Source organism: Nocardioides albidus (assembly GCF_006335005.1).
Taxonomy (GTDB): Bacteria; Actinomycetota; Actinomycetes; order Propionibacteriales; family Nocardioidaceae; genus Nocardioides; species Nocardioides albidus.
In genome coordinates this window covers 441,608-457,034 of the sequence record NZ_VDMP01000027.1, presented here as the reverse complement: position 1 = coordinate 457,034, position 15,427 = coordinate 441,608, and the positions used below count along the sequence as shown (strand labels likewise).

Sequence of the window (15,427 nt, the reverse complement as noted above, 5' to 3'; positions counted from 1 at the left end):
GTGGCGCTCGGGCCGGTCGAGGTCGACGAGGAACTCGAAGGTGCCCAGCCCGCGGTAGTCGACCGCCGCCGCCATCCGGCGGGCCGCCTCGAGGAGGGGCGTCCGCGCCTCCAGCGGGATGGTGGACGCGGGCGCGATCTCGACGAGCTTCTGGTTGCGGCGCTGGATCGTGCAGTCGCGGTCCCACAGGTGGGCGACCTGGCCGGTGCCGTCGCCGATGACCTGGACCTCGATGTGCCGGGCGCGCACGAGCAGCTGCTCGGCGTACAGCTCCGCACGGCCGAACGCGCGCTCGGCCTCGGAGCTGCACCGCTCCAGGGCGAAGGCGAGGTCCTCGGGGCGGTGCACGGGACGCATGCCGCGGCCACCGCCACCGCCGACCGCCTTGACCATGACGGCGGCGTCAGCGCCGAGACCGGCCATGAAGCGCTCCGCGTCGGCGAGGGTGATCCCGCCGGGGGTCGCCGGAAGGACCGGCACCTCGAGCCTGACGGCGAGCTCGCGGGAGCTGGCCTTGTCGCCGAGCAGGCGCAGCGTCTCGGGCGTGGGGCCGACGAAGGTCAGCCCTGCCTCCTCGCAGCGGGCCGCGAAGCCGGCGTCCTCGCTGAGGAAGCCGTAGCCGGGGTGGACCAGGCCGGCCCCGGCGTCGCGGGCGACCGCGACCAGCTCCTCGGCGTCGAGATAGCTCCCGATCGCGACGTTCTGGTCGGCGAGCCGGACGTGCAACGCGCCCGCGTCCTCGGCGGTGTGGACCGCGACCGTACGCAGCCCCAGCGAGCGCGCGGCCCGGTGGATGCGCACCGCGATCTCGCCTCGGTTGGCGATCAGCACCGTGTGCTGGTCCATGTCAGCTCAGCTCCCTGCGATGGTCGGCAGCGGCGCGAAGCGGGGCGCGCGCTTCTCCACGAAGGACGCGACGCCCTCCGTGTGGTCGTCGGTCCCGAAGGAGGCGAGCATCAGCTCGGCGGCCTCGGTCGCGGCCTCCTCGAAGGTCGAGCCGGCGGCCCGGGTCAGCTGCGCCTTCATCGTGGCGATCGACGAGGGCGCGCACTGCGTGGCGAGCATCGTCGCGTAGGCGACGGTCTCGTCGAGCAGCCGGTCCGCCTCGACGACGCGGGAGACGAGGCCGATCCGCAGTGCCTCCTCCGCGCCGACCGGCCGGCCGGAGAGCAGGATCTCGGTGGCGTTGCCGTGCCCGACCAGCCGGGGCAGCAGCCAGGCGCTGCCGTACTCCGCCACCAGGCCGCGGCGCACGAAGGCCGTGTGGAAGGCGGTGTCCGTCGCGGCGAACCGGACGTCGCAGTAGAGCGCGTGCACCATGCCGAGACCCACCGCCGGACCGTTCACGGCCGCGATGATCGGCTTGCGGACCGAGAGCGGGGTGGTCTGTGGCCGTCGCGCGTCGAGGTCGGCCTGGGTCGCCTCACCGGCCTTCGCGAGGTCGTCCATGTCGGCGCCCGCGCAGAACGCGCGTCCGGCACCGGTCACGACGATGGCGCGGATCTCGGGGTCCTCGTCCGCCGCCAGGAGGTGATCGAAGTAGAGCTCCTCCATCTCCCTCGTCCAGGCGTTGAGCCGAGCGGGACGGTTCAGCGTGAGCAGCAGGACGCCGTCGGGCAGGCGTTCGGCGAGGACGGGAGACGCGGCGTCGGGCAAGACAGCTCCATCACATAGTTGAACTCGGATTCAAGTACGAGTCTCGGGGACGACGGGCACGACGTCAAGAACATACTTGAATCTGGTGTCAACTTCACCTAGCGTCGGTCCCCCTGCCCTCCCGACCCCCGGAGCGAACCATGAGCGACAGCACCCAGCGGCACAGGCCGACCAGCGTCGAGGACCTGCGGGCTCTCCTCGGCGTCGAGCTGGGCCCGACCGAATGGCACACCGTCGACCAGGCTGCGATCGACGGCTTCGCCGACCTCACCGGCGACCACCAGTGGATCCACGTCGACCCCGCGCGGGCCGCCGGCAGCGCCTTCGGCTCGACGATCGCGCACGGTCTCTACAGCCTGGCCCGCACGCCCACCTTCCTGGAGGAGCTGATGGCGTTCGACGGGTTCGCGCACAGCCTCAACTACGGCTACAACAAGGTCCGCTTCGTCCACCCGCTCCCCGTCGACTCGCAGATCCGGATGCGCGCCGAGATCACCGACGTCACCGAGACCGCCCCGGGGCAGGTCAACGTCACGACGAAGCTGACCGTCGAGGCCGACGGCATCGACAAGCCGATCGTCGTCGCCGAGTCGATCGGGCGCTTCAGCGAGAGCTGATCGGACCGACTCTCCGGTCGCTCCTCACAGGGCGCGTCGCTCGGGCCAGATCGGCACCACCGGCCCGGCGGCGCGCCCGTCCGGTTCGAGCATCCACCCCATCCGCTTGGGGTTGCGCATGATCACGGCGGCATCCGTGATCCGGATCGACGGCACCTGGCGCTGCAGCCAGCGCTGGATCGTGAGCACCTCCTCCGGCGAATGCGCCCACATCGTCAGGATGAAATTGGTGACGCCGGCGAGCGATGCCGCCATGCGCACCATCGGCTGGCTGCGCAGCGCCTGCACCAGCCGGGGCCGGTCCTCCTCCGGCACCTGACACCACCACTCCGCCAGCACGGACCACCGGGTCTGGGTCTGTGCGACCTCGCACCGGAAGTTGAGCTTGCCGGTGCCGACGAGCCATGCCAGCTGCCGGCGCACGGTGGAGGCCGGGCGACCCAGCTCCTCGGCGAGCTCCCCGGCACTGGCCCGGCCGTTGCGGCTCAGCGCCTGGACCAGCGGCTCGAGCGACTCCGGGATGCCGGGCAGGTCCGGCTGCCCCGGGCCGCCGGTGGGGCCCGGGATCCGCGCGAGCGCGCGCAGCTGAGCACGGTCGAGGGCGTCGAGGCGCCAGGCCGAGCCCTCCACGTGGAGGTCGGCGATCAGGTGCGTCCGGAGGGAGACGATGCCCTCGACCGTCGGCAGCTCGTCGACCACGAGCTCGGAGAGCTCGGTGAACGATCGGGCGATCACGGTCAGCACCAGGTCGCGACCCGACGCCGCCTGCTCGATCGTGATGATCCGCGAGTCCCGGGCCAGCGCGGCGCAGACGGTGGTCGTCGCATGGGCGAGGCAGTCGACCTCGATCAGGGCGACCACCATCGCGGAGTCGGGATCCCAGGTGGGGAAGGCGGTCACCCAGGCGAGACGCTCCTCGGTGAGCCGGTCCCACCGACGGGACAGCGTGCTGACCGAGACCCCCAGCACCTCGCTGAGCTGGGTCCAGGACGCCCGCGGGCGGACCTGCAGCGCATGGATGAGCGCGATGTCGTCCTCGGTCAGGCTCTCATGCACGCTCTTTGCATCCTCTCCCCCGTCAGCGATCGGAACCTACCAACTTTCGGGGTGTGACGAGCGCCACTCCGAATACTTGGACCCGCCCCCCCGAGAGAAGGAGCCCCATGGATCTGCGAGACGATGCCCGCTCGATGCAGGACGACCTGGTCGACCTGCGCCGCGACCTCCACCAGGTCCCGGAGGTCGGCCTGGACCTGCCGCGCACGCAGGAGCGGGTGCTCGAAGCACTCCAGGGCCTGCCGCTGGAGGTCAGCACCGGGACCGACACCACCTCCGTGACCGCGGTCCTGCGTGGTGGCGCCGTTGCCGGCGGCGAGCCGACGACGGTCCTGCTGCGCGGCGACATGGACGGCCTGCCCGTCGGCGAGGAGACCGGACTCGACTACGCCGCCGGCAACGGCAACATGCACGCCTGCGGGCACGACCTGCACACGACGGCGCTCGTCGGCGCCGCCCGTCTGCTCAGCCAGCACCGCGACACCCTCGCCGGCGACGTGGTCTTCATGTTCCAGCCGGGCGAGGAGGGGTACGACGGCGCCGGGGTGATGCTCCGGGAGGGCGTGCTCGACGCGGCCGGCCGGCGGGTCGACCACGCCTACGGGCTGCACGTGCTCTCCACCCATGTGCCGGGAGGCGTCTTCTCGTCGCGCGCCGACACCCTGATGGCGGCGTCGTACGAGCTGGACGTCACCGTGCGCGGCGCCGGCGGCCACGGGTCCTCGCCCCACCTGGGCCGGGACCCGGTGCAGGTGCTCGCCGAGATGATCACCTCGCTCCAGACCATGGTCACGCGCCGCTTCGACGTGTTCGACCCCGTCGTCGTCAGCGTGGGCATGGTCCGAGCCGGCACGGCTCGCAACGTCATCCCGGACTCGGCCTCCTTCCAGGCCACCATCCGCGCGTTCTCCCGGGAGGCCGAGGAGCGGCTCGTCCAGCTCATCCCGCCGCTGATGGACAGCATCGCCCAGGCCCACGGCGTCGACGCCGAGGTCCGCATCGCCGGCCAGTACCCCGTGACGGTCAACGACGGGTCCGAGGTGACCTACGGCGCCGGGGTGATCGGCGAGCTGATCGGCGACGAGCGCTACGTCACCATGCCGAACCCCACCTCCGGGTCCGAGGACTTCTCCCGCGTGCTGGCCGAGGTGCCGGGCGCGTTCATCTTCCTCGGCGCCTGCCCGCCGGACCAGGAGCACGGCTCCGCCGCGCCGAACCACTCCCCTCGTGCGGTCTTCGACGACAGCATCCTCGGCGACGCCGCCGCCGTCTACGCTGCGCTGGCCGTCGGCCGGCTCACTCCCACGCGTTAACCCCCTCCCCGCCATCCCGAAGAGGTCACACCCGATGAACACACGTCCCGCCACCCTCCTCGCCGGTCTCGCCGTCGTCGCCTGCTCGGCGCTCACGGCCTGCGGCGCACCCGACACCGGAGGCTCCGCCTCCACCACGCTCTACACCGAGTCGACCGCCGCGCCGACGTCCTTCGACCCGGCCCGCGCTCGCGCGGGTGACGACTTCGTGGTCGACTCCCTGCTCTACGACACGCTGGTCGCCCGCGACGACGACGGCCTCGTCCCGGCACTGGCCACCGAGTGGACCGAGGACTCCGCCTCCTCCTACACCTTCACCATCCGCGACGACGCGACGTGCGCCGACGGCACCGCGATCACGCCCACGGTCGTCGCCGACTCGCTGAAGTACTTCGCCAACAACGACGCCGGGGACCACGTCTTCTCCCCGCTGGTCTTCGGGCCCGGCAAGCCCACGATCACCGCCGACGACGCCGCCGGAACGGTGTCGATCGAGCTCAGCGAGCCCTACGCCGTCCTCCCGGCCGGCCTCGCGATCCCCCAGTCGGGCATCATCTGCCCGGCCGGCCTGAAGGACCCCGAGGGTCTGGCCAACGGCACCGTCGAGGGCGCGTTCTCGGGCCCGTACGCCCTCGGTGAGACCAAGCCGGGCGTCAGCTACACCTACGAGCTGCGCAAGGGCTACGACGCGTGGCCGGAGTTCGCCGAGCCGCTGACCGGCAAGCCTGCCTCGAAGCTGGTCTTCTCGATCGCCACCGACCAGGCGACCGCCGCCAACAAGCTGCTCAGCGGCGACCTGCAGATCGCCAACCTCGGCGGCGAGAACATCGACCGCGTCAGCAAGGGCGACTTCAACCGCGTCAAGACCATCATCGCCAACGTCTACGTGATGTTCAACGAGCGCCCCGGCCACTTCTTCGCGGACAACGCCGAGGCCCGCCAGGCCGTCGCCCGCGCCATCGACCGCGACGCCTACAACAACGTGTTCTCCGCCGGCAAGGCCGACCTGTTCAACAGCATCGTGCCGTCGTCGTACGCCTGCGCGCTGGACGACGAGTCCCTCATCGAGCCGCACGACCCGGCAGCCGCGGCCAGCGTCCTCAAGGGCGCCAAGATCAAGATGGTCGCGTCGACCGCGTTCGGCGACAGCGGCAAGGGGGCCGAGTACCTCCAGGCCGTGCTCACCGACGCCGGCGCGAAGGTGGACCTGCAGAAGGTCGACAACGCGACCTGGGCGACCGAGACGCAGAAGCCCAACGGCGACTGGGACATCACGTTCATGGGCGACATCAACGCGGGCCGCATCATCAGCGCCTCGCTCGACCGGGTGCTCGGCACGCCGCTGGAGAAGGGCGGGCGCAACATCCCCGGCGTCGACAACGCCCCGGCCGCGGAGGCGCTGAAGCAGGGTCTGCAGACGGCCGACGTGGACGCCCAGTGCGAGGCCTTCGAGACCGCGCAGCGACTGCTGCTCGAGCGCGACGACGTCGTGCCGCTGTCCGGTGTCACCTGGGAGACCACCTCGGCCTCGAACGTGACCGTCCGGGCGCCCGGCGGGAACCTGAACTACCGCACCGTCCGGATCGAAGACTGACATGTCCACCCCGAGCGTCACGGACTCCGTGACTCCCACCCCGGCGGGCGGCGGCGCCGCCCGCCGGGGGCGGTCCCCGTGGGCGGAGTTCGCGGTCAAACGGGCCCTGGGCCTCCTCGGCACGATGGTCGTGCTGGTCCTGCTGACCTTCTTCATCGTCCGGCTGATCCCCGGCGATCCGGCCGTCCAGGTGGCCGGGTCGGACGCCACCGCGGCGCAGGTGGAGGCAGCCCGCCACCAGCTCGGGTTGGACAAGCCGCTGTGGCAGCAGCTCGGCGACTACGTCGGCGGGCTGCTGCGCGGCGACCTGGGCGACTCGTTCTCGATGCGCGGCAGCGTGCGCGACGTGGTGCTCTCCCGGCTGTGGTTCACCGGCACCATCGCGTTCGTCGCGATGGCCGTCGTGCTCCTGCTCGCCGTGCCGCTCGGCATGGCGGTCGGCATCCTCACCCGAGGCGGCCGCCGACGCTGGCTGGACCGGGTGTTCACGGTGCTGACCGGTCTCGTGGCCGCGGTGCCGTCGTACGTCATGGCCACCTTGCTCATCCTGCTGTTCCCGGTGACGTTGGCCCTGCTCTTCCCGGCGTACTCCGAGCTGAACCCGACCGCATCACTGGTGCTTCCCGTGCTCAGCCTGGCCGTGGGCCCGATCATGATCATGGCGCGCGTGGTGCGTCGCGAGATCGCCGTCGTCCTCGAGCAGGACTTCATGCGAACCGCGCGGGGCTGGCGCCTCGGGACCCTCCGCCTCTACGGCAAGTACGCGTTCCCGTCGCTGATGACGAGCACGCTGACCCTCAGCGGGCTCATCCTCACCGCGATGCTCGGCAGCGCCATCGTCGTCGAGACCGTGTTCTCGGTCCCCGGTCTCGGCCTGGGCCTGGTCCGCGCGATCCTCGCCAAGGACTACCCGGTGATCCAGGGGATCGTCCTGATCCTCGGCATCATCGCGGCCCTGCTGACCCTCGCCATCGACACCATCCTCGGCATCATCGACCCCCGCACCCTGGGAGGACGCCATGCGTGACGTGACCGGCCAGCCGGCCGCCCCGGCCCCCGGCATCGTGCCGGTCACGGCCGACGTCGAGGCACCCCCGCCGGGGCGTTTCCACTGGAACTTCGCCCTGGTCACCGGGTTGACCCTGCTCGGCCTGCTTGTGCTGATCGGCATCATCGCCCCGTTCGTGCTCTCGGACAGCGCGAACGACATCAGCAAGGACGTCAGCCAGCCGATGTCGGCGAAGCACTGGTTCGGCACCGACGAGTTCGGCCACGACATGCTCGCCCGGTCCCTGGTCGCGACCCGGCTCACCCTCATCATGGCCACCTTGGCGACCGCCGTGTCCGTCGTGTGCGGCGTCCTGCTCGGCGCGGCGCTGTGGGTCGCCCCGCGGCGGGTCCGCGAGGGCGGACTGCGCGTCCTCGAGACCGCCGTCTCCTATCCGGGCCTGCTGGTCGCGCTGATCGTGACCGCGATCCTGGGCGCGGGCGGCGTCGCCGTGGTGATCGGCATCGGCGTGGCGGGCATCCCGGCCTTCGCCCGGCTCACCGCCAACCTCGCGTCGTCGGTCGCCCACCGCGAGTTCGTCGTGACGGCCCGGCTGCTCGGCGTCCCGTCCGGACGGCTCGTCACCCGACACATCCTGCCCAACATCGCCGAGCCGATGCTCATCCTGATCGCGACCGGCTTCGCCGTCGCGCTGATGGAGCTCTCCGCGCTGTCGTTCGTCGGCCTCGGCGTGCAGTCCCCGCACTACGACTACGGCTTTTTTAATGATACGGCGACCACCGANTCGTCGGCCTCGGCGTGCAGTCCCCGCACTACGACTACGGCAAGCTGCTCGTCGACGCCCTGCCCGCGATCTACACCCGTCCGACCCAGGTGGTCGGTCCGGCGTTGATGATCGTGCTCACCATCCTCGCCGCGATGCTCGTCGGCGATGGTCTGGCCGCGGCCGCCGATCCCCGGTCCTCCGGTGGCCGGAGGGGCGGACGCCGCGGCGCCGCGCCGGGAGCCCGGTCGGCGGAGGTCGCGCGCGAGGAGGACGACCTCGTGGTCGTCGAGGACCTGCGCGTGTCGACCACCGACGGCAAGGAGCTGGTCCACGGCGTGTCCTTCCGGATCCGTCGCGGCGAGATCGTCGGCGTCGTCGGCGAGTCGGGGTCGGGCAAGTCGCTGACGGCGATGTCGCTGGCCCGCCTGCTCGCGGACGGCCTGGAGTCCTCGGCGGCCGAGCTCCGGGTCGGCGAGCTCGACCTGCGCGGCCGGGTGCCGGCCCGCGAGCTGGCGACGTCGGTGGCCCTCGTCTACCAGGACCCGGGCACGACCTTCAGCCCGGCGCTGCGGATGGGATCGCAGCTGGGCGAGGTGCTGCGCACCCACCGTGGGCTCTCGCGGAAGGAGGCGCGCGAGCGGGTGCTCGAGGGCCTGCGCACCGTGCACCTCACCGACCCCGAACGGCGTCTGCGCCAGCACCCGCACGAGCTGTCCGGAGGAATGCGGCAGCGCGCGATGATCGCCGCGGCGATGGTCAACGACCCGCGACTGATCATCGCCGACGAGCCCACCACCGCCTTGGACGTCACGGTCCAGGCCGGCATCCTGCGCGAGCTGAAGCGGATGAACCGCGAGGCCGGCACGTCGATGCTGTTCATCTCCCACGACATCGGCGTCGTCGAGGAGCTGTGCGACCGGGTGCTGGTCATGAAGGACGGCGAGATCGTCGAGGAGCTCACCTGGGCACAGCTGGCCGAGAACGACTTCCAGCACCCCTACACCCGCAAGCTGGTCGCGGCGACACCCCGACTGGACTCTCCCCTGAACGGACCGGAGGACCCCGATGAGTGAGCCCACGACATCCGGCCTGCTCGAGGTCGAGGACCTGTGCGTCTCCTTCGGCCACGGGTCCGGCGCCGCGCACGTCCTCGACCACGTGTCGCTGTCGGTCCCCCGCGGCCGCACCGTCGGCCTGGTCGGCGAGTCCGGATCCGGGAAGTCGACGCTCGCCAAGGCCGTCGTCGGCATCGTCACGCCACGCTCGGGCAGCATCCGGCTGGCCGGCGCCGACGTGACGTCGATGTCGCGCAAGGAGATCTTCGACTTCCGTCGCACGGTCCAACTGGTGCCGCAGGATCCGTACTCCTCGCTGAATCCGCGCCGTACCATCGGCCAGTCACTGGCCGAGGCGATCGACCCCCGGCGTGCCCAGGTGTCGTCGCACCGGGAGCGGATCGCTCAGTGGCTCGAGCTCGTGCGGCTCAGCCCCGACCACATGCACCGGTATCCGCACGAGTTCTCCGGGGGCCAGCGCCAGCGGATCGCCATCGCTCGTGCCCTGGTCGTCGAGCCGTCGGTCGTGATCGCCGACGAGATCACCTCGGCGCTCGACGTGTCCGTGCAGGCGGAGATCCTCGAGCTGGTGGCCCGCATCCGCGACGAGCTCGACCTCACCATGGTCTTCATCTCCCACAACCTCGCGGTGGTGCGGCAGGTGTGCGACGACGTCACGGTGCTCTTCCACGGCAAGGTCGTGGAGTCGGGGCCGAGCGCGCAGGTCTTCGAGAGCCCGCGCGACGACTACACGCGCCGCCTGCTCGCCTCCGTTCCCGGCTCGGCCACCTTCAGCCTCGACTGAGGGTGGCCGGGCGGCCGGCGGCCGATCACTCGTCCTTGAGCTTGAGGCCGTTGATCCACAGTCGAGTGGTGGTGTCGACCATCTGCTTCATCGTCGCCTTGTCGCCGAGACAGAAGACGTTGTAGGCCAGCCGCCCGACCATGCCCGACAGCGACAGCGCCGCGACCACCGGGTCCAGCTCGGGGTCGACCAGGCCCTGGGCCTGCAGGCGCTTGATCCCGCGCGCGTTGCGCTCGGCGAACGCCCGGCTGCGCGCGCGGCGTACCTCCCTGAACTTCGGGTCGATCACCGCGACCTGCTCGAGGATCAGCATCAGCCGCGCGTTGCGCTTGTAGGCCTCGAGGTAGGCGCGGTTCGACGCCCGGATGACCGCTGCCGGCGAGGCCTCGTCCTCGTCGAGGCGCGGGAAGCCGGGGTGCAGCATGTCGTGCTGGGCGGCCTCGATGACGGCGAGGAAGATCTCCTCCTTGCTCGCGAAGTAGGTGTAGAACGACCCGGTCGAGCACTTCGCCTCGGCGGTGATGTCGGTGAGCCTGGCGTCGAGATAGCCGTCGCGCTCGAAGACGACGCGCGCGGCCGCCACCAGGGCCGCCCGGGTGCGCGCTCCTCGCGCGGTGGCCGGCGGCGCGCGGAACGACGAGGTGTCGGCGAGCGGCGGGACGTCGACATCCTCGGTCTTGCTGTTGCTCACCCTCGGCCTCCTCGATGGTCGGATCTAGTCTCGGCGCAGGCCCATGCTGCCATTGAGCGGGAACGTCCACCCCAGCGCGCGATGCGCCTCGAGCACCTCGTCGAGTCGCTTCGCGATGTCCGGCTGGAACGGACAGGTGCGCCGGGTCGCGAGGTCGACGTGCGCCTCGACGAACTCGACGGAGCTCGCGATCCTGTCCGTCGTGCGATCGACCATCACCGAGACGGCGTGCAGCAGCTTGTCGGAGCGGTCGAGCACGAGCAGGTGAGCGCTCAGCTCGTGGCCGACCAGCACCTCGTCGAAGAAGCTGACGTGGTGCTCGACGCTGAACGCGCTCTGGCCGTGGCGGTGCACGTAGTCCTGGTCGATGCCGAGGTCGGCGAAGGCGTCGTGACACGCCTGCATGTGGAACAGGTAGTGCCCGGTCACGTTGACGTGACCGTTGTGGTCCTCCCAGTCAGGGGGCGCGGTGGTCGCCCGGGCCACGGGCAGTGCCGTGACCTGGTCCGCGCGCGGCAGCGCCCGGCGGGCTCCGGCGCCGCTCATGGCGTCAGCAGCACCTTGCCGGTCGCGCTGCGCTGCTCGAGGCACTGCAGCGCCTCGGTCGCCTGGTCCAGGGCGAAGGTGGGGCCGACGACCGGCTTCAGCGCGCCGCTGCGCAGGTGCGGCTCCATGGCCGCCCACTGGGTCGCGATGTGCCCGGGACGCGGCAGGGAGTAGGCGCCCCAGCCGACGCCGACGACGGCGATGTTGTTGAGCAGGAGGCGGTTGACCTTCACCGTGGGGATCTCGCCGCCGGTGAAGCCGATGACCAGCAGTCGGCCGTGCTCGCGCAGGGTCCGCAGCGAGTCGGTGAACCGGTCGCCGCCGACGGGGTCGACGACGATGTCGATGCTCTGGCCGACCGCATCCTTGAAGCCGTCGGCGAGGACGTACTCGTCGGCGCCCGCCGCGACCGCGATCTCGCCCTTCTCCGCGGTGGACGTGACGGCAACGACCCGACCGGCGCCGAACGCCTTGGCGATCTGGATGGCGCTGGTCCCGATCCCGCCGGCCGCACCGTGCACGAGGACCGACTCGCCCTCGACCAGATGGCCGCGCTCGATCCGCGCGAAATAGGAGGTGCCGTAGTTGAACATGAACGAGGCGCCCTCCTCGAAGCTCACCTCGTCGGGCAGCTTGAAGGTCAGGTCGGGGCGCGCGACGACCTTCTCGGCGAAGCCGCCGAGCAGCGGCAGGGAAGCCACCCGGTCTCCCGCGGCGAGTCCGGAGTCGGCCGGCGCGGAGACGACGACGCCGGCCACCTCGGCTCCGGGGACGAAGGGCAGGTCGGGCTTGATCTGGTAGAGCCCGCGGGTCTGCAGCAGCTCGGGGAACGCGACGCCGATGGCTCGGACGTCGATGACGACCTGGTCCTCGCCGGTCGGGTCGGGCAGGTCGTTGAGCTCGATCGCCTCGGGTCCGTCGAGGGTGGTGATCTGGATGGCGCGCATGATTCCTTCGTCTCCTGTGTGTGTTCAGACCTTGAGCACGAGCTTGCCCGTGTTGACGCCGCGGTACAGGCCGAGCAGGGCGTCGGGGAAGGCGTCCACGCCTCCCTCGAGGACGGTCTCGCGGGCGACCATCCGGCCGTCGCCGATCATCCCCGCGATGGCCTCCACCGCCTCGGGGTAGCGGTCCTCGTAGTCGAAGACCACGAAGCCGGTCATCGATGCCCGGAAGACGAGCAGCGACATGTAGCGGCGGGGGCCCTCGGCGAGGGTCGGGTCGTTGTAGGTGGAGATGGCGCCGCAGATGACGACGCGCGCTCCCCTGCGCAGGTTGGCCAGCGCGGCGTCGAGGATCTGCCCGCCGACGTTGTCGAAGTAGACGTCGATGCCGTCGGGCGCGATCTGGCGCAGCCGCTTGAGGACGTTCTCGGCCTTGTAGTCGATCGCCTCGTCGACGCCGATCTCCTTGAGCCAGGCGACCTTGTCGGGACCGCCGGCGATGCCGATGACGCGGCAGCCCATGGCCTTCGCCAGTTGCGCGACGACGCTGCCGACGGCTCCGGCGGCCGCGGACACGACCACCGTGTCGCCCGGCTGGGCGCGCCCGATGTCGGTGAGGCCGAAGTACGCCGTCATGCCGGGCATGCCGAGCGCACCGAGCCAGGTGGGCGCACTCGCGGCGTCCAGGTCGATCTTGGTGACACCGCGGCCGTCGCTGACGGCACGCTCGCGGACGCCGAAGGTGCCGACGACGGCGTCACCGACCGCGAACTCGGGGTGCGCGGAGGCGATCACCGTGGCGGTGCACAGCGCGCGCATCGGCGCGCCGAGCTTGACCGGCGGGATGTAGGAGCGCACGTCGTTGAGCCAGCCGCGCATCGCGGGGTCGAGCGAGATGTGGTCGACCTCGACGACGAACTCGCCTGCCGCCGGGGCGGGGACCTCGGCGGTGACCGACGCCCACGTCTTGTCGTCGGGATAGCCCGTGGGCCGCTCGGCGAGATGGATCTCCCTGGACGTCCACGACATGACTGCTCCTCGACTCACCCATGGCCCCACCTGGAGCCGAGCACCGAACGCTATCTCAACATGAATCCGGATTCAACTATGTTCGAATCCGGATTCAGGTTCTATCGTCGTGCTGACACGGTCCGGATCCGAAAGTAGGAAGCATGAACCTCGAGGACTACCTCACCGACCTGCGCGCCCGCCAGGAGCGGGTCCGCCCCGCCGGCATCCCGACCGAGGTCCAGTATCCGCTCGGCACTCCGCAGACCGTCCCGGCCCACGTCGCCCACTGGGCCGAGCAGGCCCCGGACCGGGTCGCGCTGCGGTTCCAGGACCGGACGTGGACCTACGCCCAGCTCGACGACGAGAGCCGCCGCCTCGCCGGCTGGATGGCGAGCACCGGCGTACGGCGCGGGGACCGGGTCGCGATCCAGCTCGGGAACTGCCCGGAGTTCGCGCTCTGCTTCCTGGCGATCCTGCGTCTCGGCGCCGTCCACGTGCCGGTGAACCCGATGTTCGGCGCGGCCGAGCTCGCCCACGAGATCAACGACGCCGAGCCCGGGCTGCTGATCACCTCCACCTCGCAGCTCTCCACCCTGGACCTCGCCCGCGACCGGATCGGCGAGCTCGACGTGGCCGTCGTCGACGACGGGACGACGTGGCAGGACGCCCTCGCGCACGAGCCCTACCCGGACGACGACGGCGACCTCGACTCGCTGGCCGCGCTCAACTACACCGGTGGGACGACCGGCCTCCCCAAGGGCTGCATGCACACCCAGGGCGACATGGTCTACACGGTCGCCAGCGCCGCCACCGCGACGCACATCCCGCAGGACGGCTCGTTCGTCGGCCTCTGCTACCTGCCGATCTTCTGGATCGCCGGCGAGGACCTCGGCATCCTGATCCCCTTCGTCCTCGGCGGCACCAGCGTGCTGATGGCCCGGTGGAACGCCCGCGACGCCGTCGACGCGATCGAGGCGCACCGGGTCACCCTGATGACCGGGACGGTGGAGAACTACCTCGAGCTGATGGACCTGCCCGACATCCGCGAGCGCGACCTCAGCTCCCTCCAGGATCCGCAGGCCGTGTCCTTCGTGCGCAAGATGTCGCCCGAGGTACGCCGGGCCTGGGCCGACGTGGTCCCCGGATCGGTGCTGCGCGAGTCGTCGTACGGCATGACCGAGACCCACACGATCGACATCACCCCCTACGGCTTCGCGAAGGACGACCAGGACCTCCTCGCCGAGCCCGTGTTCGCCGGCCTCCCGGTCCCCGGCACCGACGTCGCGGTCGTCGAGTTCGGCACCCAGACCCCCGTCCCGATCGGCGAGGTCGGCGAGATCATCGTGCGCAGCCCGTCGGTGACCTCCGGCTACTGGCGCAACGACGAGGCCACCCGCGAGCAGCTCGTCGACGGCTGGATCCACACCGGCGACAGCGGCCGGATCGACGAGCTCGGGCTGCTGCACTACCTCGGTCGCCGCAAGGAGATGATCAAGGTCAACGGGATGAGCGTCTTCCCGGCCGACGTCGAGATGCTGCTCGCCCAGCACCCCGCCGTCGGGGCGGTCGCGGTGGTGCCCACCGACGACGAGCGCACCGGCCAGCGCCCGGTCGCCTTCGTGGTCCCCCAGCCCGGCGCGTCGCCGACCGCCGAGGAGCTGATGGAGTGGAGCCGCGCCAACATGGCGCCCTACAAGGTGCCGGTCGTGGTGGTGCAGGAGCAGCTCCCGATGACCGACACCGGCAAGGTCCGCAAGCACGAGCTCGCCGAGCGCGCCGCCGCGGCGAACAGCGCCCGCGCCTGACCGACGCTGAGACCACCGTTGGGGGGCCGTCCGTCCGGCGCCTGCGGCGCCCGGACGGTCGGCCTCCACCAGTTCCCTCAGCGCAGCGGGGCGCCCCACTCCGCGCTCTCGCGCAGCTTGGCCTTGAGCAGCTTGCCGCCGGCGTTGCGCGGCAGCGGCTCCTTGGCGATGGAGACGTACTGCGGGATCTTGAAGTCGGCGAGGTTCTCCTTGCAGTGGGCGATCACGGCGTCCACGTCGACGTCGTCCTCGCCGCCGAAGACGACCGCGCCGACCTTCTCCCCCATCACGTCGTCGGGTACGGCGATCACCGCCGCCTCGAGGACCGTCGGCGCCGCGGCGAGGACGCCCTCCACCTCGAGGCTGGAGATGTTCTCGCCGCCGCGGATGATGATGTCCTTGGTGCGGTCGACGATGTGGATCCGGCCGGCGTCGTCGACGCGCACGATGTCGCCGGTGTGCATCCAGCCGTCGACGATCGTCGACTCGGTGGCCTCGGGCCGGTTCCAGTAGCCGGTCATCACGTTGCCGCCCCGCGAGACCAGCTCGCCGAGCTGGG

Annotated in this window: 16 protein-coding genes; 8 read left to right on the top strand and 8 right to left on the bottom strand. The window is 71.0% G+C overall.

Annotation, left to right across the window (positions count from 1 at the left end):
* Nucleotides 1-846: biotin carboxylase N-terminal domain-containing protein (locus tag FHP29_RS22335; protein ID WP_275669461.1), on the bottom strand; the 846-nt coding region annotated here is incomplete at its 3' end.
* A 6-nt stretch (nucleotides 847-852) separates the two neighbouring features.
* A complete protein-coding gene (locus FHP29_RS20545) occupies nucleotides 853-1,656 on the bottom strand; it encodes an enoyl-CoA hydratase-related protein (protein WP_205014300.1) in 804 nt (267 codons plus the stop codon).
* A 140-nt stretch (nucleotides 1,657-1,796) separates the two neighbouring features.
* On the opposite strand from FHP29_RS20545, the gene FHP29_RS20540 reads away from it, so the two are divergent.
* Nucleotides 1,797-2,273: a MaoC family dehydratase gene (locus FHP29_RS20540; RefSeq protein WP_139624708.1), complete on the top strand. Its 477-nt coding sequence runs from the start codon at nucleotides 1,797-1,799 to the stop codon at nucleotides 2,271-2,273.
* 24 nt (nucleotides 2,274-2,297) lie between these two features.
* On the opposite strand, the gene FHP29_RS20535 is transcribed toward FHP29_RS20540, so the two are convergent.
* Nucleotides 2,298-3,329, bottom strand: a complete 1,032-nt coding sequence (locus tag FHP29_RS20535) for an Lrp/AsnC family transcriptional regulator (RefSeq protein ID WP_139624707.1) — start codon at nucleotides 3,327-3,329, stop codon at nucleotides 2,298-2,300.
* A 107-nt stretch (nucleotides 3,330-3,436) separates the two neighbouring features.
* Between FHP29_RS20535 and FHP29_RS20530 the strand changes: the two genes are divergently transcribed.
* The 6 genes from FHP29_RS20530 (at nucleotide 3,437) to FHP29_RS20510 (ending at nucleotide 9,871) form a co-directional block, all read left to right on the top strand.
* Nucleotides 3,437-4,642 (top strand): M20 metallopeptidase family protein, encoded by a 1,206-nt coding sequence (locus tag FHP29_RS20530; protein ID WP_139624706.1) that lies wholly within the window; start codon nucleotides 3,437-3,439, stop codon nucleotides 4,640-4,642.
* 34 nt (nucleotides 4,643-4,676) lie between these two features.
* Nucleotides 4,677-6,236 carry an ABC transporter substrate-binding protein gene (locus tag FHP29_RS20525; RefSeq protein WP_139624705.1) on the top strand — a complete coding sequence of 520 codons (1,560 nt, stop codon included), beginning with the start codon at nucleotides 4,677-4,679 and terminating at the stop codon, nucleotides 6,234-6,236.
* Nucleotide 6,237: 1 nt separating this feature from the next.
* Nucleotides 6,238-7,263: an ABC transporter permease gene (locus tag FHP29_RS20520; protein ID WP_139624704.1), complete on the top strand. Its 1,026-nt coding sequence runs from the start codon at nucleotides 6,238-6,240 to the stop codon at nucleotides 7,261-7,263.
* On the top strand, nucleotides 7,256-8,137 hold the full coding sequence (locus tag FHP29_RS22330) for an ABC transporter permease (protein WP_205014298.1): 882 nt from the start codon (nucleotides 7,256-7,258) through the stop codon (nucleotides 8,135-8,137). The genes FHP29_RS20520 and FHP29_RS22330 overlap by 8 nt, the downstream gene beginning before the upstream one ends.
* Nucleotides 8,044-9,084, top strand: a complete 1,041-nt coding sequence (locus tag FHP29_RS22325) for an ABC transporter ATP-binding protein (RefSeq protein ID WP_205014297.1) — start codon at nucleotides 8,044-8,046, stop codon at nucleotides 9,082-9,084. Before FHP29_RS22330 ends, FHP29_RS22325 begins: the two co-directional genes overlap by 94 nt.
* Nucleotides 9,077-9,871, top strand: coding sequence for an ABC transporter ATP-binding protein (locus tag FHP29_RS20510; RefSeq protein ID WP_139624703.1), 795 nt, complete (start codon nucleotides 9,077-9,079; stop codon nucleotides 9,869-9,871). The genes FHP29_RS22325 and FHP29_RS20510 overlap by 8 nt, the downstream gene beginning before the upstream one ends.
* Nucleotides 9,872-9,896: 25 nt before the next feature.
* Here the strand turns inward: FHP29_RS20510 and FHP29_RS20505 are convergent, their stop codons facing one another.
* The 4 genes from FHP29_RS20505 to FHP29_RS20490 are packed head-to-tail and all read right to left on the bottom strand — an operon-like array spanning nucleotide 9,897 to nucleotide 13,081.
* Nucleotides 9,897-10,562, bottom strand: a complete 666-nt coding sequence (locus FHP29_RS20505) for a TetR/AcrR family transcriptional regulator (RefSeq protein ID WP_139624702.1) — start codon at nucleotides 10,560-10,562, stop codon at nucleotides 9,897-9,899.
* Nucleotides 10,563-10,586: 24 nt separating this feature from the next.
* Nucleotides 10,587-11,108 carry a thioesterase family protein gene (locus FHP29_RS20500; protein WP_139624701.1) on the bottom strand — a complete coding sequence of 174 codons (522 nt, stop codon included), beginning with the start codon at nucleotides 11,106-11,108 and terminating at the stop codon, nucleotides 10,587-10,589.
* The gene (locus FHP29_RS20495; protein WP_139624700.1) at nucleotides 11,105-12,055 is read right to left on the bottom strand and encodes an NADPH:quinone oxidoreductase family protein; all 951 of its coding nucleotides are present in this window, start codon (nucleotides 12,053-12,055) and stop codon (nucleotides 11,105-11,107) included. Before FHP29_RS20495 ends, FHP29_RS20500 begins: the two co-directional genes overlap by 4 nt.
* A gap of 24 nt (nucleotides 12,056-12,079) precedes the next feature.
* A complete protein-coding gene (locus tag FHP29_RS20490) occupies nucleotides 12,080-13,081 on the bottom strand; it encodes an NADP-dependent oxidoreductase (protein WP_139624699.1) in 1,002 nt (333 codons plus the stop codon).
* Between the two features lie 143 nt (nucleotides 13,082-13,224).
* On the opposite strand from FHP29_RS20490, the gene FHP29_RS20485 reads away from it, so the two are divergent.
* Nucleotides 13,225-14,868, top strand: a complete 1,644-nt coding sequence (locus FHP29_RS20485) for an AMP-binding protein (protein WP_139624698.1) — start codon at nucleotides 13,225-13,227, stop codon at nucleotides 14,866-14,868.
* Nucleotides 14,869-14,945: 77 nt separating this feature from the next.
* Here the strand turns inward: FHP29_RS20485 and FHP29_RS22320 are convergent.
* Nucleotides 14,946-15,427 (bottom strand): class I adenylate-forming enzyme family protein (locus FHP29_RS22320; protein WP_205014290.1); only part of this gene is annotated, 482 nt, incomplete at its 5' end.

Coding starts and splice junctions, on each gene's coding strand:
- FHP29_RS20490 (WP_139624699.1), bottom strand. CDS start 13,081: ATGTCGTGGACGTCCAGGGAGATCCATCTCGCCGAGCGGCCCACGGGC.
- FHP29_RS20495 (WP_139624700.1), bottom strand. CDS start 12,055: ATGCGCGCCATCCAGATCACCACCCTCGACGGACCCGAGGCGATCGAG.
- FHP29_RS20540 (WP_139624708.1), top strand. CDS start 1,797: ATGAGCGACAGCACCCAGCGGCACAGGCCGACCAGCGTCGAGGACCTG.
- FHP29_RS20500 (WP_139624701.1), bottom strand. CDS start 11,108: ATGAGCGGCGCCGGAGCCCGCCGGGCGCTGCCGCGCGCGGACCAGGTC.
- FHP29_RS20510 (WP_139624703.1), top strand. CDS start 9,077: ATGAGTGAGCCCACGACATCCGGCCTGCTCGAGGTCGAGGACCTGTGC.
- FHP29_RS20485 (WP_139624698.1), top strand. CDS start 13,225: ATGAACCTCGAGGACTACCTCACCGACCTGCGCGCCCGCCAGGAGCGG.
- FHP29_RS20520 (WP_139624704.1), top strand. CDS start 6,238: ATGTCCACCCCGAGCGTCACGGACTCCGTGACTCCCACCCCGGCGGGC.
- FHP29_RS20530 (WP_139624706.1), top strand. CDS start 3,437: ATGGATCTGCGAGACGATGCCCGCTCGATGCAGGACGACCTGGTCGAC.
- FHP29_RS20525 (WP_139624705.1), top strand. CDS start 4,677: ATGAACACACGTCCCGCCACCCTCCTCGCCGGTCTCGCCGTCGTCGCC.